Genomic DNA, 22,697 nt, shown 5'->3' with positions numbered 1-22,697 from the left:
TCCACTAGAACGCACGTACCGATCTACAGGGGGAGGGGCACGTGCGGTTCCTGCGTGTCGTTGTGATCATCGGAGTGGTGCTGGGCGCGCTGTTCGCGGGCGCCGACCGCTGGGCGGTCAACTATGCCGAGAACCGGCTGGCCGAGCGCATCCAGGCCCGCCAGGGGCTGGCGGGGAGCACGGAGGTGGACATCCACGGGTTCCCGTTCCTGACCCAGGCGCTCAGCCACGACCTCGACCGCGTCGACGTGAAGCTGAAGGGCGTGGAGGCCGTCTCGGACGGCCGCAAGACGCGGCTCTCGCAGCTCGACGCCAGTTTCCGCAGCGTGAAGCTGAACGGGGACTACAGCGGGGGCACCGCCGAGCGGGCCGAGGGCACGGCCCTCGTCACGTACCAGGACCTGACCGAGGCCTCGCAGACCGGTGTGACGGTCACCTACGGCGGGGCGCCGGGCAAGGTGAAGGTCACGGCGGCCGTGGAGGTCCTCGGCCGCAAGCTCTCCCCCAGCGTGGTGTCGACGGTCACGCTCGTGGACGCCCCGGGCGGCGGCAAGACGGTCCGGGTCCGGGCCGACGAGGTGCCCGGTGAGGGCCTGCCCGCGATCGAGAGCGCGGTCCGCAAGAAGACCGACTTCGACCGCCGGCTCGACGGCGGGCTGCCGTCCGGGCTCAAGCTGACCACGCTGACCTCGGACGAGGCCGGCGTCCACCTCACGCTGACCGGCTCGGACGTGGTGCTGGCCGGATCGTGAGACGGTACGGTCCGATCCGTAGAAGGACGGGCCGTACGAAGGCCCCCGGAGGCGGTGCGGCAGCCGCCCGGGGGCATGTGCATCCCAGTATCCGGACGATCCTGTCTCGGAATATGACACGCCGGTGACAGGGCGGCCGATTCGTCCCTACGATCCATGGCTATGAAGCATCAGCAGGCGGACCTCACGAAGCGACGGGCAGTAGACCTGTGTCGCGTCGCCGCCATGCTCTGTCGATCCATGTGACCTGTGAGCGCTTCCGCTCCATCAGCCGGACGACCGTCCTTCCCGCGTGACCGCACCGCAACCGCCCCCTCCTATCCGCTGACGCCTCTTCGCGCAGTGTCCGAGGGCGCACCCCGCAGCGGCACGCACCAGCAGCACCCAGCACCCGCAGACCGCTCCACCGCACCTGCACCTGCACAGCACGCCCCGCCGCACACTGCCCCGGAGGAGAACACCATGAGCCGCAGCGACGTCCTCGTAGACGCCGACTGGGTCGAGGCCCACCTGAACGACGCCGACGTCGTGATCGTCGAGGTGGACGAGGACACGTCCGCGTACGACAAGAACCACATCACCAACGCCGTCCGGATCGACTGGAAGCAGGACCTCCAGGACCCGGTCCGGCGCGACTTCGTGGACCAGGAGGGCTTCGAGAAGCTCCTCTCCGCCAAGGGCATCTCCAACGGCGACACCGTCGTCCTCTACGGCGGCAACAACAACTGGTTCGCGTCCTACGCCTACTGGTACTTCAAGCTGTACGGCCACCAGGACGTCCGCCTCCTCGACGGCGGCCGCAAGAAGTGGGAGCTCGACTCCCGCGACCTGGTCGACGGCACCGAGGTCCCGAGCCGCCCGGCCACCGAGTACAAGGCCAAGGCCCAGGACTCCTCGATCCGCGCCTTCCGCGACGACGTCGTCGCCGCGATCGGCTCCCTGAACCTGGTCGACGTCCGCTCGCCCGACGAGTTCTCCGGCAAGCTGCTCGCCCCGGCGCACCTCCCGCAGGAGCAGTCGCAGCGCCCCGGCCACGTGCCGAGCGCCCGCAACATCCCGTGGTCGAAGAACGCCAACGACGACGGCACCTTCAAGTCGGACGAAGAGCTGACCGCCCTCTACGAGGCCGAGCAGGTCGACCTGGCGAAGGACACCATCGCCTACTGCCGCATCGGTGAGCGCTCCGCGCTGACCTGGTTCGTGCTGCACGAGCTCCTGGGCCAGGAGAACGTCAAGAACTACGACGGCTCCTGGACCGAGTACGGCTCCCTGGTCGGCGTGCCGATCGAGCTCGGCGCCAACAAGTAGTTCCCGGGCACGCGACGCCCCGTAGACCGTACGACCTCTCTAGGACAGGACAGAGAACATGTGTGGAGCACAGATCGGCGGGCCCGACCTCGCGACGCTCAAGCCCGGTGAGACCGCCATCCAGGGTCAGGTGACCAAGGACGGCCAGCCCATCAGCGGGTACGTGCGCCTGCTCGACTCGACCGGCGAGTTCACGGCCGAGGTCCCGACCTCCGCGACCGGCCAGTTCCGCTTCTACGCGGCGACCGGCCGGTGGACCCTGCGCGCGCTGGTCCCCGGCGCCCAGGCGGACCGCGCCGTGGTCGTGGCCGAGGCCGGCGGCGTGACGGACGTGGCGATCGCGGTCTGACGAGCGCGCTGCGCACGCAGCGGTAGCCGAACCGGCCGGAGGGCCGCACCCCAGGGGGTTGGACGCCACTGGAACGGGGTGCGGCCCTTCGCGCCTCCCCCAGACTCCGTCCGGGGGGACCCCCAGCCTGCGGCTCTACCATGGAGGCATGTACGCCCGGCGGCGCCGCGTCTACTTCCTCCTCATGGGCGGCTGCATCTTCCTGTTCGTCTCCGCCTGGTCCTTCGTGCGGCTGTTCTCGGTCGAGGCGGCCGTGGCCCTGTGCGTGGTCGCCATGGTCATCCCGCCGGTAGCCGCGATGATCGCGAACCGGCGCGGGCCGGACGACCGCTGGTGGGACGACCCCTCGGGCGACCCGAAGTCCGACGAGTGGTGGGACGAACTGGACGGAAAGCGGCGTCACGAGGATTGAAACCCCGAGACATCAAAACGTAATAAGCATGAGTACAACTGCTCCCCTCACGGACGGGTCATGGGTACGCACGGGTAACCACCCAGTGCCTCACGTCCTGTGGGGGGACTTCCTTGGAACACGAACAGACCCTTCCTGAGCAGCCGGAAGGGGAGGAGACCGCCGCCCGCCGCCCCCGCGGCCACGGCCGTACGGTCCTCCTGATCGCCGGCGCCGTCGTACTCGGCGTGCTCGCGGGCACCGTCACCGGCTACGCGATCCAGTACGACCGCGAGCCCACCCCGCTGCCGCCGCTGGCGCAGCAGAAGATCGACCAGCCGAAGCCGCAGGCTCCGAACGAGTCGACGAGCGCCCGCGCCCTCAACGCCAACCGCTGGCACAAGACGGACGACGATCTGACGAAGCTGCTGATCGAGGCCCCGGCCGGGGTGGAGGTCCGCTCCTCGGGGGCGGTGTCCCCGGACGAGTTCTCGGCGGACTACTACGAGAAGCCGGGCGGCGGCCTCGGCGGCCAGCTCCGGCACGACGTACGCCGGATCGCCGAGCTGGAGTGGGCGCAGGACGACCGGAACTTCGTCACCGTCCGGCTCTTCCAGTACCGGGACCGCTCCGGTGCCGACTGGTACCAGCACGCCCACGACTACCTGGCGGAAGAGAAGTACGCGGGCAACTCGGGCAAGGACCTGCCCGGCGTGCCCGCCGAGCTCGGCCACCTGTGGGTGGACGCCGCGCAGCGGGAGAAGCCGGGCTACCTCCCGATGAAGGCGGCCCGGGTCCTCGCCCGGCGCGGCGACATCGTCATGGAGATCAGCTACATGAACAACCGCGGCGTCCTCGACGAGAAGGACATCGTCGAGATCGCCAAGCGACAGTGGGAGCGGCTGTGAGCGACCCGCAGGACAGCAAGGCCGTGACGGCCGTGACGGCCGAGGTGACTGAGGCGGCTGAGACGGCTGAGGCGAGCGAGGCGACCGGGGCTGCGGCATCGGCCGCAGCGGCCGAGGCGACCGCCCCCGAGGTGGCGCAGGCCGCCGCGCCGCGGGCGCGGAGCCGCCGGACCGTGGCGCTGATCGCGGGCGGGCTCGGCATCGCCGTCCTCGCCGGCGGCGCCCTCTGGGCCGCCGGGCGGATCGCCGACGCCGACCGCACCGCGCCGACCAGGTACTGGGTCGCGGCGGGCGCCGAGCCCAGGCCCACCGGTAGGCCGGAACCGGTCGCGACCGTGCCGCCGAACGAGCTGACGGGCAAGCTGCTGCCGGTCACCACCGACTTCGAGCTCGGTCCCGACCTCGACGCAGAGGGCAACGACTTCTACGTGTCGGGCGAGCGGGCGCTCCAGGCCGTCAAGGACTCGGACACCGGGCTCTCCGGCGCCGAGCGGGCGGAACGGGACAAGGCGCTGGACGGCCTGAAGCTGAAAGGCGTGGCCGGACGCAGCTACCACCACCTCCGCGACCAGCAGGTGATGGAGATCCAGCTCACCCAGGCCGACCCCCAGGCCCTCGCGAAGTTCTCCGAGTTCAGCAAGAAGATCCTCGAGCTGCTGGGCGGCGACCGCGACGCGCCGAAGATCGAGGGCTTCCCCGACGCCAAGTGTTCCGTGTCGGTCCTCGGCAAGGAGAAGCAGGAGGACCAGAACAAGATCGACACCATCGACTGCGAGGCCCTCCAGGGCGATGTGCTGGTGAGCTTCCGGATGTACGGGCCGAAGCCCCTCTCCGCGAACGACGCCGCAGGCCTGTTCAAGCAGCAGCTGAACCACCTGAAGTCCCCCGGGGAGTCCGTGTGACCGAGCAGAACACCGCCGACACCGCCCCCGCGGCGGAGCCCGCCCCGGAGGAGCAGCCCGCCGGCGCCGACACGCTCGTACCGGTCGCCGAGCCGACGGCACCGGCAGAAGCAGCGGTACCGGCCGCCCCCAAGGACCGCCGCAAGCTGTTCGCCGCACTCCGCTGGACGGCCGCCGTCGTCGTCTTCGCCGTCGCCGGCACAGGTGTCGCGTACGGGATCAGCCGGGCCGAGCGCACCGACCTCCCCGGCCTGTCCACCAAGGACGACGGCCGCTGGGCGTACCCGGTCCTGGCCAAGCCCGCACTGCCCGCCGGCGCCCCGCTGCCCGCGGGCAAGGACAACAAGGACGAGACGCACTACGCGCCGCTCACCGGCCTGCTGCTGCCGGCGCCCGAGGGCGCCGAGCCGGATGCCGGGCTCAAGGCGGACAAGGACCGGCTGGTGTCCACCGATGCCTTCCTGGAGGAGTACGCCCCCGACAGCCGGGCGAAGCTGAAGGAGGGCCTGGAGTACGAGGGGCTGCGCCAGATCGCCGCCCGCGGCTGGACCACCCCCGACGGCACGCGCACGCACGTCTACCTGCTGCGCTTCCACTCCTCGGGCTTCGTGAACGCCTTCCGCGGCTGCAACATCAACACGCAGCTGGCCGGGGCCCCGGCCCTGGAGATGGACCTGGCCTGGAGCAAGGTCAAGAGCGCGCAGCCCAGCATGGGCGGGGAGGCGGTCAGCTACACCCTCAGCAGCGGCGGCACCAGCCTGTACCAGGAGCCCAAGCCCGCGAACGGGGACGAGCAGACCAAGCTCGGATGCCTCCAGGCGGGTGACGTCCAGGCCGTGATCGTCCAGACCCGCAAGGGCGAGGTGGCCGCCGTTCCCTTCCACCAGACGGTGGTCCTGCAGAGCCAGCTGCTGGGCTGACCGCCCGCAGGAGGCGGCTGCGGCCTACCTCACGGAGTGCGCCGGTCCCCGGGCCAGTAGGCTTGGGGACCGGCCCCGTACACGCCCACATCACTCCGAGGAGCACCCCGTGCTTGAGGCATTCTTCACCTCCCTGCTGGTTCTGGTCTGCGTCGGCGTGCTCGCCTTCACCGGCCTCGCAGTGAAGAAGCTGTACCAGGGCCAGCGCTGATCTCAGATCGGCCGCCCTCCCGGACCCGGAACCCCTCCCCACAGATCGCCTGAGCAGCCAACCATGATCCAGATCCCGTCCGACCTGAACCCGGGCCTCGTCCCCCTCGCCTTCCTCCTCGGTACCTGGGAGGGCGCTGGCGTCTTCGACTTCCCCGGTGAGGAGAAGTGCAACTTCGGCCAGGAAGTCGTCTTCAGCCACGACGGCCGGGACTTCCTGGAGTACACCTCCCACAGCTGGGTCCTCGACGCCGAGGGCAACAAGGTGCGGCCGTTGGAGTCCGAGTCCGGCTACTGGCGCATCGACGACACCCGCAAGGTCGAGATCGTCATGGTCCGCGACCAGGGCGTCTGCGAGATCTGGTACGGCGAGCTCGCCGACCAGAAGCCCCAGATCGACCTGGCCACCGACGCGGTGGCCCGTACCGCCGCCGCCCGGCCGCACAGCGGCGGCAAGCGGCTCTACGGCTATGTGAAGAGCGACCTGATGTGGGTCGGCGAGAAGGCCACGCCGGACGTCGAGCTGCGCCCGTACATGTCGGCCCAGCTCAAGAAGGTCGTCACGCCCGAGGAGGTCGCCGAGATGGCACGCAACCTCCCGGACATGCCGGACGACGGCATCGCCTTCTTCCGCTGACGGCGGTTGTCCACAGGCTGTGCAAGAAGGGGACCACGGGCCGGCCCGTGGTCCCCTTCGCGCGCTTACACTGGCCGGGTGGGGACCATCGGAGACACCGACAGTACTGACTGGAAGACCGACCTGCGGCAGCGCGGATACCGGCTGACCCCGCAGCGCCAGCTCGTGCTGGAAGCCGTCGACACGCTGGAGCACGCGACCCCGGACGAGATCCTCGCGCACGTGCGCAAGACCGCCTCCGGAGTCAACATCTCCACCGTCTACCGCACGCTGGAGCTCCTGGAGGAGCTGAAGCTCGTCTCGCACGCCCACCTCGGGCACGGCGCCCCCACGTACCACCTCGCCGACCGGCACCACCACATCCACCTGGTCTGCCGCGAGTGCACCGAGGTGATCGAGGCGGACGTGGACATCGCCGCCGAGTTCACCGCGAAGCTGCGCGCCACCTTCGGCTTCGAGACCGACATGAAGCACTTCGCGATCTTCGGACTCTGCAAGAAGTGCGCCGCCAAGCAGCACGACGCTCCGGCATAGGAGCGGACCGGGCCGGGTCGTAGGCTTGGTGGCATGACCAGCAGCCCCTTGCTCCATCTCCCCGGCGCCGTACCGGCCGAAGGCCGCGACGAGGGCGTCGCCGCCCACTACGGAGAGCTGTACGGCGAACAACGCGCGCTCGCTGACGGCCGCGGTTTCGTCGACCTCTCGCACCGCGGAGTCGTCACCGTCACCGGACCGGAGCGGCTGAGCTGGCTGCACCTGCTGCTCACCCAGCACCTCACCGAACTCCCGCCCGGGCAGGCCACCGAGGCGCTGATCCTCTCCGCCAACGGCCACATCGAGCACGCGCTCTACCTGGTCGACGACGGCGAGACCGTGTGGGCGCACGTGGAGCCCGGCACGCAGGAGGCGCTGATCGCCTACCTGGAGTCGATGAAGTTCTTCTACCGCGTCGAAGTCGCCGACCGCACCGCCGACTTCGCCGTCGTGCACCTGCCGGCCGGCTCCATCGCCGAGGTGGCCAAGGAGTACGCCGTACGGGAGACCGCGCACGGCCGCGACGTCTTCGTGCCCCGCGCCGAGCTGGAGGCCTTCGCCGCCGCGCACGGCCCCGCCGCCGGGCTCCTCGCGTACGAGGCCCTGCGCGTGGAGGCGCACCGGCCGCGGCTCGGCCTGGAGACCGACCACCGCACCATCCCGCACGAGCTGGGCTGGATCGGCACCGCCGTGCACCTCCAGAAGGGCTGCTACCGCGGCCAGGAGACGGTGGCCCGCGTCCACAACCTCGGCAAGCCCCCGCGCCGCCTGGTCTTCCTGCACCTGGACGGCTCCGAGGTGCTCCTCCCGGCGCACGGCACCCCGATCCGGCTCGCCGCCGACGGGGAGGAGGGCCGCCAGCTGGGCTTCGTGACCACCGCGGTCCGCCACCACGAGCTGGGCCCGATCGCCCTCGCGCTGGTCAAGCGGAACGTGCCGGTCGACGCCCCGCTGCTGGCCGGCAAGACGGCCGCCGCGCAGGAGGTCGTCGTAGCGCCGTAGAGGCCGCTTAGATGTCGATGACGATGGTGAACGGGCCGTGGTTGGTGAGCGAGACGCGCATGTCCGCGCCGAACCGGCCCGTCTCCACCGTCGCCCCCAGCGCGCGCAGCTGCGCGACGACCTCGTCGACCAGCGGCTCCGCGACCTCGCCGGGCGCCGCCGCGTTCCACGTGGGGCGGCGGCCCTTGCGGGCGTCCCCGTAGAGCGTGAACTGCGAGATCACCAGCAGCGGCGCACCGATGTCGCTGCAGGACTTCTCCGCTTCGAGGATCCGTACGGACCACAGCTTGCGCGCCAGCTGCGCCGCCTTCTCCGGGGTGTCGTCGTGGGTCACCCCCACCAGCACGCACAGCCCCTCGCCGACGATCTCGCCCACGGTCTCACCGGCCACGACGACGCTCGCGCCGTCCACCCTCTGCACCACTGCTCGCATACCACCTGTGTATCAGGCGTGCACCCATCAGGGGCCGATCGGGTGGCGTGGGACTGCACCGGCACCACGGAGAGTGGCACGATGCACGCAGGCGGTGCTTCCCTCCGGTCCCACGGGCCGGGCGAGACCCCATGCACCGGTCGAGGGGACGGACACGTTCACATGAATACTTCTGGTACCTCCGTACCTGCAGCACCCGTACCGGCATCAGCCGCGGCCACTCCGGCAGGCGCGGTCAGACCGCCCGCGCAGCGCACAGGCGAGGAGCAGGCGCCGACCACGCCCGCCGCCACGCCCGCCACCGCGCTCGGGCTGCCGGAACTGCGCACGCTGCGCCGCGACGCGCAGCGCGACGAGGCCGATCTGAGCTACGTACGCAGACTCCTCCAGGGCCGGATCGACATCCTGCGCGCCGAACTGGCCCGGCGCAGCGACCCGGAGGCGCCGGTGACCCCGGAGCCGCCGGTGGTCGACCGGCTCTCGGAGATCCTCGCCGACGCGCCCTCCAGCCGCAGTGCCTCCGCCCGGCACGTCACGCTCGGCACCCCGCACAGCGAGGAGTTCCGGCTGCTGGCCGCGGAGATGCTGTCCGACGTGGAGCTGTCGGACCTGGACGCCCGTACCGACGGCGAACTGCACGATGCGATGGGCCGGTTGGTGCGCTACGAGCAGCAGGTCTCGCGGCGCCGCCAGCAGCTGCAGCGCACGGCGGACAACTGCAGCGCGGAGATCACCCGGCGCTACCGGGAGGGCGAGGCGCAGGTGGACGACCTGCTGGTGTAGGCAATTCGGGCGCGGGGAAATTCAGGCGACTCGGCCGGGGGCTGCGATTAGCGTGGCCGGTTATGAGTGCAGACGTCCGGCCGATCGCCGCATCCGAACTCCCCGACTGGCTCCGAGCCGTGAACACGGGCTTCCTGCGCCCCGACCGCACCACCGAGTCCGACCTCGCCCAGCGGGCCAAGTACACGGTCCTGGACCGCACGCTGGGCGCCTTCGACTCCGGCACCGGCCGCTGCGTGGCCACCTTGCGCTCCTTCGCCCAGGAGCTGACCGTCCCCGGCGGCAGGGCCGTGCCCGCGAGCGCCGTCACCAATGTCGCCGTGCTGCCCACTCACCGCCGGCGCGGCCTGCTGAACCGGATGATGGCCGCCGAGCTGGCGGCCGCGCAGGCCCGCGGCGACGTCGTGTCGACGCTGATCTCCGCCGAGTACCCGATCTACGGGCGGTACGGCTACGGGTCCGCGGCCTCGATCACCGAGTGGGAGATCGACGTGAGCCGCACCGGGCTCGATCCGCGCTGGTCCGGGCCCGCGGACGGCGGCCGCATCGAGCTGGTGGACGTGGCCGAGGCGCACGCGATCGGCCCCGGGCTGCACGAGCGGCTGCGGGCGGTCTCGCCCGGCACGGTCAGCCGGGACGAGCGATGGTGGCGCCTGGCCTGTGGGCTGGAGGAGATGTCGCTGCGCCCGTACAAGGACAAGTTCCACGCCGTGTACCGGACGGCGGACGGCGAGCCGGCCGGCCTCGCCGTGTACACCTCCGACGACCACTGGACGGACGGGAAGGTCCCGCTCAACACCGTGCAGGTCAAGGAGCTGATCGCGGTCACCCCGGACGCGGAGCGCGCCCTGTGGCACTTCCTGTGCTCCATCGACTGGGTGCTGAAGGTCCGTACCGGCTACCGGGCCCCCGACGACCTCGTCCCGCACCTGCTGCCCGACCCGCGCTCGGCCACGATCGTGACCGCCTCGGACTTCCTGTGGGTGCGGGTGATCGACGTCGTACGGGCCCTGAGTGCGCGGACGTATGCCGTGCCCGGGGTCCTGGTACTCGAGGTGGCGGACGCGGCGGGGCCGGCCGCGGGCCGCTACCGGCTCGACGCGGGCACGGGGGAGTGCACGGTCACCGAGGACCCGGCGGACCTGCGCCTCGACGTGTCGGAGCTGGGCCCGCTGTACCTCGGCGACGAGTCGGCGGTGCGGCTCGGGGCGCTGGGGCGGATCGCGGAGGAGCGGCCGGGGGCGCTGGCGCTCGCGGACGCGGTGTTCCGTACGGCCCGCCGCCCGTGGTGCCCGACGATGTTCTGATCCCGCAGGCCTGAGACGGCATGACACGGCATGGGATCGTTGGTGGACGACCGAGGAGTGAGCTGAACTACGTGACTTCGATTGTGGAAACCCTGCGCGCGGCGGGCTGCGTCTTCGCGGAGGAGGAGGCGGAGCTGCTGACGGCTGCCGCCGAGGGCGACGGCCACCTGGCGGGCCTGGTGGCCCGCCGGGCCGGCGGCGAACCGCTGGAACACGTCGTCGGCTGGGCCGAGTTCTGCGGACTGCGCATGCGCGTGGGCGAGGGGGCCTTCGTACCGCGCCGGCGCACCGAGTTCCTGGTGCAGGAGGCCGTGGCCCTGGCCCGTCCGGACGCGGTGGTGCTGGACCTGTGCTGCGGGGTCGGCGCGCTGGGCGCGGCGGTGGCGGCGCAGCTGGGCTCCCGGGTGGAACTGCACGCGGCGGACATCGACCCGGCGGCGCTGGCGTACGCGCGGCTCAACGTGGCCCCGTACGGCGGGCGGGTCCACGAGGGCGACCTGTACGCGGCGCTCCCCGACTCGCTGCGCGGCCGGGTGGACCTGCTGGTGGTCAACGCCCCGTACGTGCCGACGGAGGAGATCGGGCTGCTCCCCTCGGAGGCCCGCGACCACGAGCCCCTGACCTCCCTGGACGGCGGCGCGGACGGCCTGGACATCCACCGCCGGGTCGCGGCGGGGGCCCTGCCCTGGATGGCGCCGGGCGGCAGGCTGCTGATCGAGACGAGCGCCCGCCAGTCCCCGCAGACGGCCTCGGCCCTGTCGGCGGCGGGCCTGGCGGTCCGCGCGACGACCTCGGAGGAGCTGCCCGCCACGGTGGTGATCGGCACCCGCGCGGCCTAGTGCCGCGTCAGGCAACGTTTGCCCCGTCGCGACGCCCGGCACGTACTCTCGCCGCACCGGCCGAAAGCTCAAGTACGTCCAGTACGAGCGCTTGCTGCCGGCACGCCGAGACCACGCACCGGACGCCGCTCCTTGACGGGCGAACGTTGCCTGCGGACAACACGATGGTGTGACGAGTGAGTTGACCGGCCGACGGGGTCTCCCCCGGGCGGGGGAGGCGGCCGGGCGGGGACCGTTCACGGGCGTGATGCGGGGGTGCGGGGCGGTCGGGACGATGGTCTGCATGTCGCACACGCAGCAGCTCCGCCCCGCCGCTCCGGCCGCGCCCCGCTGGGCGGTCCGGGCCGCGCACGTCACCGCGCTTCTCGCCCTGCCGTCGGGCATCTGGCGCCTCCTGCTGGGCGCCGGCTTCCTCGCCGGGTACACCGAGGCCGGGTACGTGGCCGCGGGCCTGCCCGGCTGGGGCCGGGTGTACGTGATCGGCCTCAGCGTGGCCACCGAGCTGCTGGCGCTGCTCACGCTCGGCCTGGTCCGGCCCTGGGGCGAGGTGCTCCCGTCCTGGGTCCCGCTGCTCGGCGGCCGCCGGATCCCGCAGCGGCCCGTCACGGTGGTGGCCGGCGCCGGGGCGGTGGGGCTGATCTGCCTGTGGACCCCGTTCGTCCTGTGGTGGAGCCTCCCGCACCCGGACATGACGGCCCCGGGCGCCATGGTCGCGGGCTTCCTCTACCTCCCCCCTCGTCGCCTGGGGCCCCCTCCTGGCGGCGGTCGCGGTCTCCCGCCACCGCCGCCTTAGGCTGGCAGGGTGAACCTCGAGGATCTCGTACGGCTGCGCCGGGCCCGGGACGCGATGGACCGGGATTACGCGCAGCCGCTCGACGTCCCGGCGCTGGCGCGCGTCGCCCTCATGTCGCCCGGGCACTTCTCCCGCAGCTTCCGGGCCGCCTTCGGGGAGACCCCGTACAGCTACCTGATGACCCGGCGCGTCGAGCGGGCCAAGGCGCTGCTGCGGCGGGGCGACCTCAGCGTGACGGAGGTCTGCTTCGCGGTCGGCTGTACCTCGCTGGGGTCGTTCAGCTCCCGCTTCACCGAGCTGGTCGGCGAGACCCCGAGCGCCTACCGGGCCCGCCGCCACGACCCCGGCGCGGCCATCCCGGCATGCATCGCCAAGATCCACACCCGGCCGGTCAGAAACGGAACGGTCGCGGGCGGAGAAGCGGAAACCGGCGCCCGCCCGTAGCGTCGATGGCATGGAGATCAAGCTGTCCCAGTGCTTCATCGCCGTCGACGACCACGACAGGGCGCTCGCCTTCTACCGCGACGCCCTCGGCATGGAGGTCCGCAACGACGTGGCGTTCGAGGGGATGCGCTGGGTGACCATCGGCTCACCCGCGCAGCCGGACGTGGAGATCGTCCTCGAACCGCCGGCCGCGAACCCGAACGCCTCGCCGGCCGACAAGCAGGTGATGGCCGAGCTGCTGGCCAAGGGCATGCTGCGCGGCGTGATCTTCTCCACCGACGACGTCGATGCCGCCTTCGAGCGCATCCGGGCCGCCGGCGGCGAGGTGCTCCAGGAGCCGATCGATCAGCCGTACGGGGTCCGCGACTGCGCCTTCCGCGACCCGGCCGGCAACATGCTGCGCTTCAACCAGCCGCGCGCCGGTGGGTGATTTTGCAAGCATGCGCTTGCAATAGTTAGCAGAGTCCGGCAGGATCGAGGCATGGCATCGCTCAACGTCGGAAATCTCGGCGAGTACCTCCGCGAGCAGCGGCGGCAGGCTCAGCTCTCGCTGCGGCAGCTGGCCGACGCGGCGGGGGTGTCGAATCCGTACCTGAGCCAGATCGAGCGCGGGCTGCGCAAGCCGAGCGCGGACATCCTGCAGCAGCTCGCCAAGGCGCTGCGGATCTCCGCGGAGACGCTGTACGTCCAGGCCGGGATCCTCGACGAGCGGGATCGCGACGAGGTGGAGACGCGGGCCGCGATACTCGGCGACCCGTCCATCAACGAGCGGCAGAAGCAGGTGCTGCTCCAGATCTACGACTCGTTCCGCAAGGAGAATGCGACCGAGGCCGACCTGGCCGACGCGGACGACGACACCGACATGCACCCTACGAACTGAACTGTTGATCCGGGAGGACCAGCCACATGGCCATCGCCGATGACCTGAAGAAGACCCTCACCGACCCGACTCCGCTCTACTTCGCCGCCGGCACCGCCGATCTCGCGGTGCAGCAGGCGAAGAAGGTGCCCGGGCTCATCGAGCAGCTGCGCGCCGAGGCACCCGCACGCATCGAGGCCGTGAAGAACACCGACCCGAAGATCGTGCAGGAGAAGGCCAGGGAGGCGCAGGAGGCGGTCACCGCCAAGTTCGCCGAGGTGCTGACCGCGATCGACCCGAAGAAGCTCGGGGAGACCGCGCAGGACCTGGCGCTGCGCGGGGTCGGCGTGGCCGCCGAGTACGCCGTGCGTGCCAAGGAGACCTACGACAAGGTCGCCGAGCACGGCGAGCAGGCCGTACGGACCTGGCGGGGCGAGGTCTCCGAGGAGATCGTCGACATCGCGGTCGCCGTCGAGCCGAAGCAGGAGCCGAAGCAGGAGCCGGCGCAGGCGCCCGCCGCCGACGCCTCGGCCGAGGCCGCGGGCTCCGATGAGGAGAAGCCCGCCGCCCGCAAGGCCGCGGCGCGCAGGAACAACACGAAGAAGGCCGCCGCAATGGCGGGCGACGAGAGCTGAATCGCGGACCGGAAGCGGTTTCCGTGACGGCGGGCCGGGCACCAGCGGGGTGTCCGGCCCGTTGTTGTCTGCGAGGGCCGCTCTGCCGGTAGCGTGGAGGCAGGCGGCATCAGGCGTGCGAGGCGTGAGAAGGCGGTCGAGGCGATGTTGATGAACGGGTTCGATAACGGCGTGCTCCCGTTGCTCGGGTTCGCCATGCTGGCACTCGCCGTCGTGGCCTTCGTCTTCGCGCTGCTGGCGCGGGAGGACGCGTACCGCGCCGCCGACAAGCAGACCAAGACGTTCTGGCTGGTCATCCTCGGGGTCACCGTGGTGGTGGACTTCTTCCTGGGGATGCTGTTCCTGGAGATCGCCGGCCTCGTGGCCACCATCGTGTTCTTCGTCGACGTACGCCCGGCCCTCAAGCAGGTCTCGGGCGGCGGCGGTGGCGGCCGGCGCAAGGGCGGCAGCAGCAGCGACGGCCCGTACGGCCCGTACAACGGCGGGCGCTGAGCCCCCCGGTTGACCCTCGGCTAACCCTCCGAGCGGGAGAGCAGGACCACGGCCACGTCGTCGGTGAGCTCGCCGCCGTTGAGGCGCCGGGCCTCGGTGACGGAGGCCTCCAGCAGGCTCTCGCCGCTCAGGCCGTCGCCGAGGTGCCGGTTGATCATCTCGACCATGCCGTCCTGCCCGAGCCGCTCCTTGCCCTCGCCGATGCGGCCCTCGATCAGGCCGTCGGTGTAGAGCATCAGGCTCCAGGTGCCGCCCAGCTCGACCTGGCGGCGGGGCCAGCGGGCCTTGGGCAGCAGGCCGAGCGCCGGCCCGCTGTTCTCGTACGGGAGCAGCTGCGCGCGGCGGCCCGGCCGGGATATCAGCGGCGCCGGATGGCCGGCCAGGCACAGGCCCGCGCGGCGGCCATCGGGGGAGATGTCCACCGTGCACAGGGTCGCGAAGATCTCCTCGCAGGGGCGCTCCACCTCCAGGACCTCCTGGAGGGTGGCCAGCAGGTCGTCCCCGCACAGGCCGGCCAGGGTCAGGGCGCGCCAGGCGATGCGGAGTTCGACGCCGAGGGCGGCCTCGTCGGGGCCGTGGCCGCAGACGTCGCCGATCATCGCGTGGACGGTGCCGTCGGGGGTGCGGACGGTGTCGTAGAAGTCCCCGCCGAGGAGGGCGCGGCTGCGGCCGGGGCGGTAGCGGGCGGCGAAGCGGAGGTCCGACCCCTCGAGGAGGGGGTTGGGGAGCAGGCCGCGCTCGAGGCGGGCGTTCTCCTGGGCCCGAAGTTTCGATTCTGCGAGCTTGTACTGGGCGATGTCCGCCCGCTTTCTCTCCACGGCGTAGCGGATCGCCCGGCTGAGGAGGCGGCCGTCCAGCTCGTCCCGGAAGAGGAAGTCCTGCGCGCCGACCCGGACGGCCTCGGCGGCGCGCTCGGCGTCGGCCTCGGCGGTGAGGACGAGGACGGCGTGGCGGGGCGCGATCCGGAGCACCTCGCGGAGGGTGTCCAGCTGGTCGACGACCGCGGTACGCGAGCCGCCGCCTGCGGTGGACCCCGTCCCGGGGAGGGAGAGGTCCAGCAGGATGCAGTGCACGTCGTGGGTGAGCAGGCGCGCGGCCTCGGTGAGGTTGCGGGCGGTGCGGAGCCGGATGCGGTGCCGGTCGGCGTCGAGGATCTCGGGCACGGTGAGCCCGCCGGCGGGGTCGTCCTCGATCACCAGCAGGGTCAGGGACGCCTGGGGTGCGGTGGCGTGCGGGGCTGCGGGCAGCTGAGCGGCCTGGGCGCTCTCCGTGGCGGGGGTCTCCCTCTGCCGCGGTACGGGTACGGCCATCGTCTCCGGTTCCTTCCCTCCCCCCGAGGGTGCGTCCGGCAGACCCTAGCGGTCGGTGGCCGCAGAACGGAATGGTGTTCCGGGACAGGGCCGCCGTCATATGCCGTTATCGCGGGGGAATGCGCCTCACTGACTGACCACTGAATGACCAACGTCACGACGGAGGCCGTAGCCGTCCCGCCCAGCGAGACGTCCGGAACCCCCCGCGGGTTCCCTCCGCCACGGCCTTTCCCACTCCGCGTCGCGGATCCCTCACGGCCGGTGGCCGCAGCCCGCCGGGTGCGGTTATGCGTCCGGGCGGACCACTGCCTTGATCGGCATCGAGCCCGCGCCCGTCAGGGTGACGTTGCGGCCCGGGCGGGGGGCGTGGACGATCGCGCCGTCGCCCACGTACATCCCGACATGGCTGGCGTCGTCGAAGTAGATGATCAGGTCACCCGGCCGCATGTCCTTGATCGCGACCTTCGGCAGCAGCCGCAGCTGCTCCTGCGAGGTGCGCGGGATGCCCTTGCCCGCCGCCCGCCAGGCCTGCGAGGTGAGGCCGGAGCAGTCGAACGAGTCCGGGCCCTCGGCGCCCCACACGTACGGCTTGCCCATCTGCGCCGTGGCGTACTGGATCGCCCTCTTCCCCGACTCCGACGCCGAGCTGTTGATCTCCTTCAGCACGCCCGTCGACAGCCATGCCGACTGCGCCTTGTACTGCGCCTCCTGCTCGAGCTGGATCAGCCGGGCCTTCTCCTCGGCCTGGAGCTTGCTCTCCAGCGCCTCCGCCGCCTTGATCTTCTGCTCGATCTGCTTCTTCGAGGTCTCCTGCTTGATCCGGTTGGCTTCGAGCTTCTCCCACTGCGCGCTCGCGTCCTTCGCGTACTGCTGCAAGTCGCTCTGCGTGCGGTTCATTTCGGACATCAGGTCCGTGGCGGCCTTCTCGCCCCGGCGGATCCGGTCCGCCCCGTCGAGGAACTGGCTCGGGCTGCTGCTCAGCGCCAGCTGCGCGCCGGCCGGCATCCCGCCCGAGCGGTACTGGGCGCGCGCGGCGGCCCCCGCGCGGTTCTTGAGGGCCGTGATCCGGTCCTGCCCCGCCACCACCTGCTTCGCGATCTCGACGATCTTGGCGGACTGGGCCTTGGCCTCGCCCTCGGCGAGGTTGTAGGCGTCCGTCGCCGTGCCCGCCTGGCGGTACAGCTCGTCGATCTCCTTGCGCACCTGCTCAAGGGACTTGGCGCCCGGCTCCGGCAGTGGCGCCGCCTGCGCCACACCGCTCATGCCCGCCACGGCGAGCAGCGCCGTCGCACACAGCAGCGTGAGAGCGGACGCACCGCTGCGCCGCCTACGCTCCACGGTCCCCATGGTCCCCCCAAGGTGCCCCGAGTCCGACCCGACGCCGGATCCGCACCGGATCCGACATCACATCTGACTATTCGTCAGTAACTTTGCACTGCCTTCGGGATGGTGCCACGAGTCGGTGAATTCCAACACCCTCACGGGTGTCATCCCGATCTTCCTCAGTCCCCCACACACATCCCGACGGCTCAACGGGCCACCCCGGCAACCGGTTCCCCGCACCGCCACATTCACCCCGCCGGGCGCAACGCCTCCCAACGCACCGTCAGTTCCCCCTGCCGCCACCGCCCCGGCCCGTCCGCCAGCGGCCAGTCCGCGGCCAGCGCCCGCGCCGTCCGGATCCAGCGCTGACGCGCCCCGTACGAGGCGTATGGGGCCGCCGCCGCCCACGCCCGGTCGAAGTCGCGCAGGAACGCATGCACCGGCTCGCCCGGCACATTGCGGTGGATGAGCGCCTTCGGCAGCCGCTCCGCCAGGTCCGAAGGGCGCTCGAGGGAACCCAGCCGGGTCGCGAACGTCACCGTGCGCGCCCCCTCGGGCCCCAGCGCAACCCACACATGACGCCGCCCGATCTCGTCACAGGTCCCCTCGACGAGCAGCCCGTCCGGGGCCAGGCGCGCACACAGCCGCTCCCACACCGCCGCCACCTGCTCCTCGTCGTACTGGCGCAGCACGTTCGCCGCGCGGATCAGCGCCGGCCGGGCCCCGCCCTCCAGCGGCACCTCGAACCCGCCGTGCCGGAAGCTGAGCCCCTCGCGCTCGTACGGCTTCGCCGCCGCGACCCGCGCCGGCTCGATCTCGATGCCGACCACCCGCACCCCGGGCGCCGCCTCCCGCAGCCGCCCCAGCAGCTCCACCGCCGTCCACGGCGCGGCCCCGTAGCCGAGGTCCACCGCGACCGGCGCCTGCGAGCGCCGCAGCACCGCCCCGTGCGTGGCCGCGATCCAGCGGTCCATCCGGCGCAGCCGGTTCGGGTTCGTCGTCCCGCGGGTCACCGTGCCCACAGGGCGGCGCGGGGGCGGGGCGGAGCGGGAGGACATGCGCCGAGCGTAAGCGGAGGGCCCCCGCCGGATGAAAAGAGGGCAGACCGCGCGGCAAACACCGAGGAAAAAACACCGGCTCCCGGAATGCGGGACACGGCCGTCCGGGTTGCACTCCTTGGAGGGCGCCCCGCGCGCTCCGTCCGCCGTGCCCTGCCCCTGCCCGTACCGTCCAGCACGCCGCCGTCCGAGCGAGAGGAACTGCTCTCTTGAGTCAGTACGTGTCCCGCCTCGGCGGCAGTCTCAGCGGCCGGATCGCCGCCGCCCGCGGCACCCGCCACGAGCCGCCCCGCCTGCGCCTGCCGGCCGTCGGCCACCACCGCAAGCCGCGCCGCGTCGCCATGCTCAGCGTGCACACCTCACCGCTGCACCAGCCCGGCACCGGCGACGCCGGCGGTATGAACGTGTACATCGTGGAGCTGGCCAAGCGCCTCGCCGCGATCAACATCGAGGTCGAGATATTCACCCGCGCCACCGAGGGCGGCCTCCCGTCCGTGGTCGAGCTGGCCCCCGGGGTCCTCGTACGGCACGTGGACGCGGGCCCGTACGAAGGCCTCGCCAAGGAGGAGCTCCCGGCCCAGCTGTGCGCCTTCACCCACGGCGTCATGCAGGCCTGGGCCGGCCACCGGCCCGGCTACTACGACCTCGTCCACTCCCATTACTGGCTCTCCGGCCACGTGGGCTGGCTCGCCGCCGAGCGCTGGGGCGTCCCCCTCGTCCACGCCATGCACACCATGGCCAAGGTCAAGAACGCCGCGCTGGCCGAGGGCGACACGCCCGAACCCGCCGCCCGCGTCATCGGCGAGACCCAGATCGTGGCCGCCGCCGACCGGCTCATCGCGAACACCACCGAAGAGGCCGACGAGCTGGTCCGGCACTACGACGCCGACCCCGGCAAGGTCGCCGTCGTCCACCCCGGCGTGAACCTCGACCGCTTCACCGTCGCCGACGGCCGGGCCGCCGCCCGGGCCCGCCTCGGCCTGCCGCAGGACGCCGTCATCCCGCTCTTCGCCGGCCGGATCCAGCCGCTCAAGGCCCCCGACATCCTGCTGCGCGCGGTCGCCGAGCTCGTCGACCGGGACCCCTCGCTGCGCCGCCACCTCTTCGTCCCCGTCGTCGGCGGCCCCAGCGGCAGCGGCCTGGCCAAGCCGGAGGGGCTGCAGAAGCTCGCGGCGAAGCTCGGCATCGCCGACCTCGTCCACTTCCACCCGCCGGTCCGCCAGGACGCGCTCGCCGACTGGTTCCGGGCGGCGTCCGTGCTGGTCATGCCCTCGTACAGCGAGTCCTTCGGGCTCGTCGCGATCGAGGCCCAGGCCACCGGCACACCGGTGCTGGCCGCCGAGGTCGGCGGGCTGCCGGTCGCCGTCAACGACGGGGTGACGGGCATCCTCGTACCCGGGCACGACCCGGTGGACTACGCACGGGAGCTGCGGCGCTTCGTGGACGACCCGGGGCTCGCGGGCCGGATGGGCGGCGAGGCCGCGCGGCACGCGCAGTTCTTCGGCTGGGACACGGCGGCGAGCGGCACGGCCGACGTGTACACCGCAGCCATGCATGATCACCGCCGTCGCGTACGCTCCCACCATGGCTGACGCTGACACCGCCGACACCACCGCGATCATCGAGAGCACCCTCGCCGAGGCCGGACTCGCATGGGAGAGCCCGGAGCCGGGCTCGTACGTGGTCCAGCTCCCCGGCACCCGCAAACTGAGCACCACCTGCTCGGTCCGGGCCGGCCGGCACTCCCTGTCGGTGAACGCCTTCGTCATCAGGCACCCCGACGAGAACGAGGCGGGCGTCCACCGCTGGCTGCTGGAGCGCAACCTCAAGCTGTACGGGATGGCCTACGCGGTCGACGCCCTCGGCGACGTCTACCTGACGGCCCGGCTCCCGCTGTCCGTGGTCACCCCGGAGGACCTGGACCGGCTGCTCGGCACGGTCCTGGAGGCGGCGGACGGAGCCTTCAACACCCTGCTGGAGCTGGGCTTCGCGAGCGCGATCCGCCGCGAGTACGAATGGCGCGTCTCGCGCGGCGAGCCGACGTACAACCTGGACGCCTTCAAGCACCTGACGCAGCCGTCGTCCTGAGCGCAGCACGCCCTGTACGTACGAAGCCTCCGCGCGCGCGGAGGCTTCGTACGGCGGGGCAGCACCCGCTCTAGGCCTCGACGGCTGCCGGGGCCGCAGCCGATGCCGAGACCACGGACGCGGGCTCGTTCTCGGCCAGGTTCCGCATCAGCAGCCAGTAGCCCAGCGCCGCCACCGTGCCCAGCAGCGCCATGGACGCCCAGAGCCAGCCCGCGCCCCACTGGTCGATCATGAACCCGGCCATCAGCGGAGCCAGCAGCGAGGCCACCGCCCAGGACATCGTGTACATGCCCTGGTAGCGGCCGCGCCCGTGCAGCGGGGAGAGCCGGGCGACCAGGCCCATCTGGGTCGGGGAGTTGATGATCTCGGCCAGCGTCCACACGCAGACGGTCAGTCCCAGGCTCCACACCGAGCCGGCGAAGGCCGTCAGCCCGAACCCGTACCCGGCCAGCAGCGCCGAGACCACCAGCAGCTTCTGCGGGTCGCCCTGCTCGATGAACCGGGTCACCGGGATCTGCAGCAGCACGATCAGCACCCCGTTGGCGGCGATGACCAGCCCGTAGTCCCCGGCGGAGAAGCCGCCCGTGCCCATGGCCAGCGGCAGTCCGAACGACCCCTGCATGAAGATCAGCGAGATCAGGAACGACAGCCCGACCACGCCCATGAAGCGCCCGTCCCGCAGCACGCTCCCGAGCCCGATCTCCGGTTCGGCGGCGGCCTTCTCCGCGGCGGTCCGCTCCGGCCGCGACTCCGGCAGCTTCACGTACACCAGCACCGCGCAGACCAGCGTCAGCGCCGCCTCGCCGAGGAACCCGGCGAGGTAGCTGTACTCGGCGACGAAGCCCGCCACCGTCGCCGAGACGGCGAAGCCGAGGTTGATCGCCCAGTAGTTCAGCGCGAAGGCCCGGACCCGGTCCTGCGGCCGGACGATGTCCGCCATCATCGCCTGCACCGCGGGGCGCGAGGCGTTCGAGGTCATACCGACCAGCAGCGCCACCGCCGCGATGGCCGCCGGGTGCTCCATGAAGCCGAGCAGCGCCACCGAGAACGCCGTCGAAGCCTGAGCCGCCATCAGCGTCGGGCGCCGGCCCAGCCGGTCGGTCATCACGCCCGCGACGAGCGAGGAGATCACCCCGCCGAGCCCGTGCAACGCCACCACGAGTCCCGCGAAGGAGGCCGAATAGCCCCGGTCCACGGTCAGGTACAAGGTGATGAACGTGGCGACGAAGGCCCCGAGCCGGTTGACCAGCGTGCTGGTCCACAGCCACCAGAACTCCCGCGGCAGCCCCGACACGCTCTCGCGCGCCGCCCGTCTGAGACTGGCAACGGACATACGGAATCCCCCCGGCGATGTAAGTGGCTCTCCTGCTCACCGCACCCTACGGGTGGGGGGTCTGCGAAGGCCACCGGATTGACGCGCACCGTCAATCCACGGCCGTGGACACCGCGCGCGGGCGCCCCCGCGCGTCCATTAGGCTCGTACGCATGGCCGACGCACCGTACAAGCTGATCCTCCTCCGTCACGGCGAGAGCGAGTGGAACGCGAAGAACCTGTTCACCGGCTGGGTGGACGTCAATCTCAACGAGAAGGGCGAGAAGGAGGCGGTCCGCGGCGGTGAGCTGCTCAAGGACGCCGGCCTGCTCCCCGACGTGGTCCACACGTCCCTCCAGAAGCGCGCGATCCGCACCGCGCAGCTCGCCCTGGAGTCCGCCGACCGCCACTGGATCCCGGTCCACCGCTCGTGGCGCCTGAACGAGCGCCACTACGGTGCGCTCCAGGGCAAGGACAAGGCCCAGACCCTCGCCGAGTTCGGCGAGGAGCAGTTCATGCTGTGGCGCCGCTCGTACGACACCCCGCCGCCGGCCCTCGAGGACGGTACGGAGTTCTCCCAGTCCGAGGACCCGCGCTACGCGTCGATCCCGCCGGAGCTGCGCCCGCGCACCGAGTGCCTCCAGGACGTCGTCGTCCGCATGCTCCCCTACTGGTACGACTCGATCGTCCCGGACCTCCTCGACGGCCACACCGTCCTGGTAGCCGCGCACGGCAACAGCCTCCGCGCGCTGGTCAAGCACCTGGACGGCATCTCCGACGCCGACATCGCGGGCCTCAACATCCCGACCGGCATCCCGCTCTCCTACGAGCTGGACGCCGACTTCAAGCCCCTCAACCCGGGCGGCACCTACCTCGACCCGGCCGCCGCCGCGGCCGCCATCGAGGCCGTCAAGAACCAGGGCAAGAAGTAACCCTGACCCACGGAACAGCCTCCTGCCAGCAGTTTCCCCGCCGGCAGGGGGCTTTTCGCTGTTCCGGTTTGCTGCCTCCCGTCAAGTCACGTACATCCGTGTCATGACGGGAAGGCCCGCCTCGCGCGTACTTGAGGTCTGGTCACGCCGTGACCGGGCACGGATCCGGCTGCCTC

28 protein-coding genes are annotated in these 22,697 nt (G+C 71.7%); 23 read left to right on the top strand and 5 right to left on the bottom strand.

Annotated elements, in window-relative coordinates; all coding sequences use genetic code 11:
• Positions 1–41: 41 nt before the first annotated feature.
• The 11 genes from AB0M76_RS14330 to AB0M76_RS14280 all read left to right on the top strand — a co-directional run bounded on the left by AB0M76_RS14330 (position 42) and on the right by AB0M76_RS14280 (position 7,913).
• Positions 42–752 carry a DUF2993 domain-containing protein gene (locus AB0M76_RS14330; RefSeq protein WP_365953140.1) on the top strand — a complete coding sequence of 237 codons (711 nt, stop codon included), beginning with the start codon at positions 42–44 and terminating at the stop codon, positions 750–752.
• Positions 753–908: 156 nt separating this feature from the next.
• Positions 909–998 (top strand): Ms5788A family Cys-rich leader peptide, encoded by a 90-nt coding sequence (locus AB0M76_RS14325; RefSeq protein WP_350875872.1) that lies wholly within the window; start codon positions 909–911, stop codon positions 996–998.
• Between the two features lie 216 nt (positions 999–1,214).
• Positions 1,215–2,060: a sulfurtransferase gene (locus tag AB0M76_RS14320; protein ID WP_365953139.1), complete on the top strand. Its 846-nt coding sequence runs from the start codon at positions 1,215–1,217 to the stop codon at positions 2,058–2,060.
• 58 nt (positions 2,061–2,118) lie between these two features.
• Positions 2,119–2,409: a DUF1416 domain-containing protein gene (locus tag AB0M76_RS14315; protein ID WP_365953138.1), complete on the top strand. Its 291-nt coding sequence runs from the start codon at positions 2,119–2,121 to the stop codon at positions 2,407–2,409.
• Positions 2,410–2,557: 148 nt separating this feature from the next.
• Positions 2,558–2,821 (top strand): DUF3099 domain-containing protein, encoded by a 264-nt coding sequence (locus AB0M76_RS14310; protein ID WP_030300849.1) that lies wholly within the window; start codon positions 2,558–2,560, stop codon positions 2,819–2,821.
• A gap of 113 nt (positions 2,822–2,934) precedes the next feature.
• A complete protein-coding gene (locus AB0M76_RS14305) occupies positions 2,935–3,708 on the top strand; it encodes a hypothetical protein (protein ID WP_365953137.1) in 774 nt (257 codons plus the stop codon).
• The gene (locus tag AB0M76_RS14300) at positions 3,705–4,610 is read left to right on the top strand and encodes a hypothetical protein (protein WP_365953136.1); all 906 of its coding nucleotides are present in this window, start codon (positions 3,705–3,707) and stop codon (positions 4,608–4,610) included. Before AB0M76_RS14305 ends, AB0M76_RS14300 begins: the two co-directional genes overlap by 4 nt.
• A complete protein-coding gene (locus AB0M76_RS14295) occupies positions 4,607–5,530 on the top strand; it encodes a hypothetical protein (protein ID WP_365953135.1) in 924 nt (307 codons plus the stop codon). The genes AB0M76_RS14300 and AB0M76_RS14295 overlap by 4 nt, the downstream gene beginning before the upstream one ends.
• Positions 5,531–5,804: 274 nt before the next feature.
• Entirely contained in the window at positions 5,805–6,377 is a 573-nt protein-coding gene (locus tag AB0M76_RS14290; protein WP_365953134.1) for an FABP family protein, read from the top strand.
• A 78-nt stretch (positions 6,378–6,455) separates the two neighbouring features.
• On the top strand, positions 6,456–6,911 hold the full coding sequence (locus AB0M76_RS14285; RefSeq protein ID WP_365953133.1) for a transcriptional repressor: 456 nt from the start codon (positions 6,456–6,458) through the stop codon (positions 6,909–6,911).
• Positions 6,912–6,944: 33 nt separating this feature from the next.
• Positions 6,945–7,913, top strand: coding sequence for a glycine cleavage T C-terminal barrel domain-containing protein (locus AB0M76_RS14280; protein ID WP_266665982.1), 969 nt, complete (start codon positions 6,945–6,947; stop codon positions 7,911–7,913).
• Positions 7,914–7,920: 7 nt separating this feature from the next.
• On the opposite strand, the gene dtd is transcribed toward AB0M76_RS14280, so the two are convergent.
• Complete coding sequence (gene dtd / locus AB0M76_RS14275; protein ID WP_053787895.1) at positions 7,921–8,346, bottom strand: D-aminoacyl-tRNA deacylase; 426 nt, start codon at positions 8,344–8,346, stop codon at positions 7,921–7,923.
• Positions 8,347–8,508: 162 nt separating this feature from the next.
• Here dtd and AB0M76_RS14270 point away from each other — a divergent pair, with 162 nt between their 5' ends.
• The 9 genes from AB0M76_RS14270 (at position 8,509) to AB0M76_RS14230 (ending at position 14,498) form a co-directional block, all read left to right on the top strand.
• Entirely contained in the window at positions 8,509–9,129 is a 621-nt protein-coding gene (locus AB0M76_RS14270) for an AmfC protein (RefSeq protein WP_365953132.1), read from the top strand.
• A 62-nt stretch (positions 9,130–9,191) separates the two neighbouring features.
• On the top strand, positions 9,192–10,436 hold the full coding sequence (locus AB0M76_RS14265) for a GNAT family N-acetyltransferase (protein ID WP_365953131.1): 1,245 nt from the start codon (positions 9,192–9,194) through the stop codon (positions 10,434–10,436).
• Positions 10,437–10,456: 20 nt separating this feature from the next.
• On the top strand, positions 10,457–11,275 hold the full coding sequence (locus tag AB0M76_RS14260) for a putative protein N(5)-glutamine methyltransferase (RefSeq protein ID WP_365953130.1): 819 nt from the start codon (positions 10,457–10,459) through the stop codon (positions 11,273–11,275).
• Positions 11,276–11,558: 283 nt separating this feature from the next.
• Positions 11,559–12,068 (top strand): hypothetical protein, encoded by a 510-nt coding sequence (locus AB0M76_RS14255; protein ID WP_365953129.1) that lies wholly within the window; start codon positions 11,559–11,561, stop codon positions 12,066–12,068.
• Positions 12,069–12,077: 9 nt separating this feature from the next.
• Entirely contained in the window at positions 12,078–12,512 is a 435-nt protein-coding gene (locus tag AB0M76_RS14250; RefSeq protein ID WP_365953128.1) for a helix-turn-helix transcriptional regulator, read from the top strand.
• Positions 12,513–12,522: 10 nt separating this feature from the next.
• Entirely contained in the window at positions 12,523–12,942 is a 420-nt protein-coding gene (locus AB0M76_RS14245) for a VOC family protein (RefSeq protein WP_365953127.1), read from the top strand.
• A gap of 51 nt (positions 12,943–12,993) precedes the next feature.
• On the top strand, positions 12,994–13,392 hold the full coding sequence (locus tag AB0M76_RS14240) for a helix-turn-helix transcriptional regulator (RefSeq protein WP_365953126.1): 399 nt from the start codon (positions 12,994–12,996) through the stop codon (positions 13,390–13,392).
• 26 nt (positions 13,393–13,418) lie between these two features.
• Entirely contained in the window at positions 13,419–14,006 is a 588-nt protein-coding gene (locus AB0M76_RS14235; protein ID WP_365953125.1) for a hypothetical protein, read from the top strand.
• A gap of 144 nt (positions 14,007–14,150) precedes the next feature.
• The gene (locus AB0M76_RS14230; RefSeq protein ID WP_266665990.1) at positions 14,151–14,498 is read left to right on the top strand and encodes a DUF2516 family protein; all 348 of its coding nucleotides are present in this window, start codon (positions 14,151–14,153) and stop codon (positions 14,496–14,498) included.
• Between the two features lie 20 nt (positions 14,499–14,518).
• On the opposite strand, the gene AB0M76_RS14225 is transcribed toward AB0M76_RS14230, so the two are convergent.
• From AB0M76_RS14225 to AB0M76_RS14215, 3 genes are all read right to left on the bottom strand, one after another.
• A complete protein-coding gene (locus tag AB0M76_RS14225; protein WP_365953124.1) occupies positions 14,519–15,808 on the bottom strand; it encodes a fused response regulator/phosphatase in 1,290 nt (429 codons plus the stop codon).
• A 285-nt stretch (positions 15,809–16,093) separates the two neighbouring features.
• The gene (locus AB0M76_RS14220) at positions 16,094–17,155 is read right to left on the bottom strand and encodes an NlpC/P60 family protein (protein ID WP_365953123.1); all 1,062 of its coding nucleotides are present in this window, start codon (positions 17,153–17,155) and stop codon (positions 16,094–16,096) included.
• 224 nt (positions 17,156–17,379) lie between these two features.
• A complete protein-coding gene (locus tag AB0M76_RS14215) occupies positions 17,380–18,189 on the bottom strand; it encodes a class I SAM-dependent methyltransferase (RefSeq protein WP_365953122.1) in 810 nt (269 codons plus the stop codon).
• Between the two features lie 254 nt (positions 18,190–18,443).
• On the opposite strand from AB0M76_RS14215, the gene mshA reads away from it, so the two are divergent.
• A complete protein-coding gene (gene mshA / locus AB0M76_RS14210; RefSeq protein WP_365953206.1) occupies positions 18,444–19,781 on the top strand; it encodes a D-inositol-3-phosphate glycosyltransferase in 1,338 nt (445 codons plus the stop codon).
• Positions 19,774–20,277 carry a YbjN domain-containing protein gene (locus tag AB0M76_RS14205; RefSeq protein WP_365953121.1) on the top strand — a complete coding sequence of 168 codons (504 nt, stop codon included), beginning with the start codon at positions 19,774–19,776 and terminating at the stop codon, positions 20,275–20,277. Before mshA ends, AB0M76_RS14205 begins: the two co-directional genes overlap by 8 nt.
• A gap of 70 nt (positions 20,278–20,347) precedes the next feature.
• On the opposite strand, the gene AB0M76_RS14200 is transcribed toward AB0M76_RS14205, so the two are convergent.
• Positions 20,348–21,610: an MFS transporter gene (locus AB0M76_RS14200; protein WP_365953120.1), complete on the bottom strand. Its 1,263-nt coding sequence runs from the start codon at positions 21,608–21,610 to the stop codon at positions 20,348–20,350.
• A 152-nt stretch (positions 21,611–21,762) separates the two neighbouring features.
• On the opposite strand from AB0M76_RS14200, the gene AB0M76_RS14195 reads away from it, so the two are divergent.
• Entirely contained in the window at positions 21,763–22,521 is a 759-nt protein-coding gene (locus AB0M76_RS14195) for a phosphoglyceromutase (RefSeq protein WP_365953119.1), read from the top strand.
• The last annotated feature ends 176 nt before the right edge of the window (positions 22,522–22,697 follow it).

The sequence above is a fragment of the Streptomyces sp. NPDC051364 genome, from assembly GCF_040682115.1.
Taxonomy (GTDB): domain Bacteria; phylum Actinomycetota; class Actinomycetes; order Streptomycetales; family Streptomycetaceae; genus Streptomyces.
The sequence above is the reverse complement of the archived record's forward strand: the minus strand, read 5'-3'. Positions and strand labels throughout refer to the sequence as shown.

Coding starts and splice junctions, on each gene's coding strand:
- AB0M76_RS14230 (WP_266665990.1), top strand. CDS start 14,151: ATGTTGATGAACGGGTTCGATAACGGCGTGCTCCCGTTGCTCGGGTTC.
- AB0M76_RS14215 (WP_365953122.1), bottom strand. CDS start 18,189: ATGTCCTCCCGCTCCGCCCCGCCCCCGCGCCGCCCTGTGGGCACGGTG.
- AB0M76_RS14315 (WP_365953138.1), top strand. CDS start 2,119: ATGTGTGGAGCACAGATCGGCGGGCCCGACCTCGCGACGCTCAAGCCC.
- AB0M76_RS14195 (WP_365953119.1), top strand. CDS start 21,763: ATGGCCGACGCACCGTACAAGCTGATCCTCCTCCGTCACGGCGAGAGC.
- AB0M76_RS14255 (WP_365953129.1), top strand. CDS start 11,559: ATGTCGCACACGCAGCAGCTCCGCCCCGCCGCTCCGGCCGCGCCCCGC.
- AB0M76_RS14200 (WP_365953120.1), bottom strand. CDS start 21,610: ATGTCCGTTGCCAGTCTCAGACGGGCGGCGCGCGAGAGCGTGTCGGGG.
- AB0M76_RS14325 (WP_350875872.1), top strand. CDS start 909: ATGGCTATGAAGCATCAGCAGGCGGACCTCACGAAGCGACGGGCAGTA.
- AB0M76_RS14265 (WP_365953131.1), top strand. CDS start 9,192: ATGAGTGCAGACGTCCGGCCGATCGCCGCATCCGAACTCCCCGACTGG.
- AB0M76_RS14280 (WP_266665982.1), top strand. CDS start 6,945: ATGACCAGCAGCCCCTTGCTCCATCTCCCCGGCGCCGTACCGGCCGAA.
- AB0M76_RS14240 (WP_365953126.1), top strand. CDS start 12,994: ATGGCATCGCTCAACGTCGGAAATCTCGGCGAGTACCTCCGCGAGCAG.
- AB0M76_RS14225 (WP_365953124.1), bottom strand. CDS start 15,808: ATGGCCGTACCCGTACCGCGGCAGAGGGAGACCCCCGCCACGGAGAGC.
- AB0M76_RS14310 (WP_030300849.1), top strand. CDS start 2,558: ATGTACGCCCGGCGGCGCCGCGTCTACTTCCTCCTCATGGGCGGCTGC.
- AB0M76_RS14245 (WP_365953127.1), top strand. CDS start 12,523: ATGGAGATCAAGCTGTCCCAGTGCTTCATCGCCGTCGACGACCACGAC.
- AB0M76_RS14290 (WP_365953134.1), top strand. CDS start 5,805: ATGATCCAGATCCCGTCCGACCTGAACCCGGGCCTCGTCCCCCTCGCC.
- AB0M76_RS14260 (WP_365953130.1), top strand. CDS start 10,457: ATGACACGGCATGGGATCGTTGGTGGACGACCGAGGAGTGAGCTGAAC.
- AB0M76_RS14235 (WP_365953125.1), top strand. CDS start 13,419: ATGGCCATCGCCGATGACCTGAAGAAGACCCTCACCGACCCGACTCCG.
- dtd (WP_053787895.1), bottom strand. CDS start 8,346: ATGCGAGCAGTGGTGCAGAGGGTGGACGGCGCGAGCGTCGTCGTGGCC.
- AB0M76_RS14205 (WP_365953121.1), top strand. CDS start 19,774: ATGGCTGACGCTGACACCGCCGACACCACCGCGATCATCGAGAGCACC.
- AB0M76_RS14270 (WP_365953132.1), top strand. CDS start 8,509: ATGAATACTTCTGGTACCTCCGTACCTGCAGCACCCGTACCGGCATCA.
- AB0M76_RS14320 (WP_365953139.1), top strand. CDS start 1,215: ATGAGCCGCAGCGACGTCCTCGTAGACGCCGACTGGGTCGAGGCCCAC.
- AB0M76_RS14220 (WP_365953123.1), bottom strand. CDS start 17,155: ATGGGGACCGTGGAGCGTAGGCGGCGCAGCGGTGCGTCCGCTCTCACG.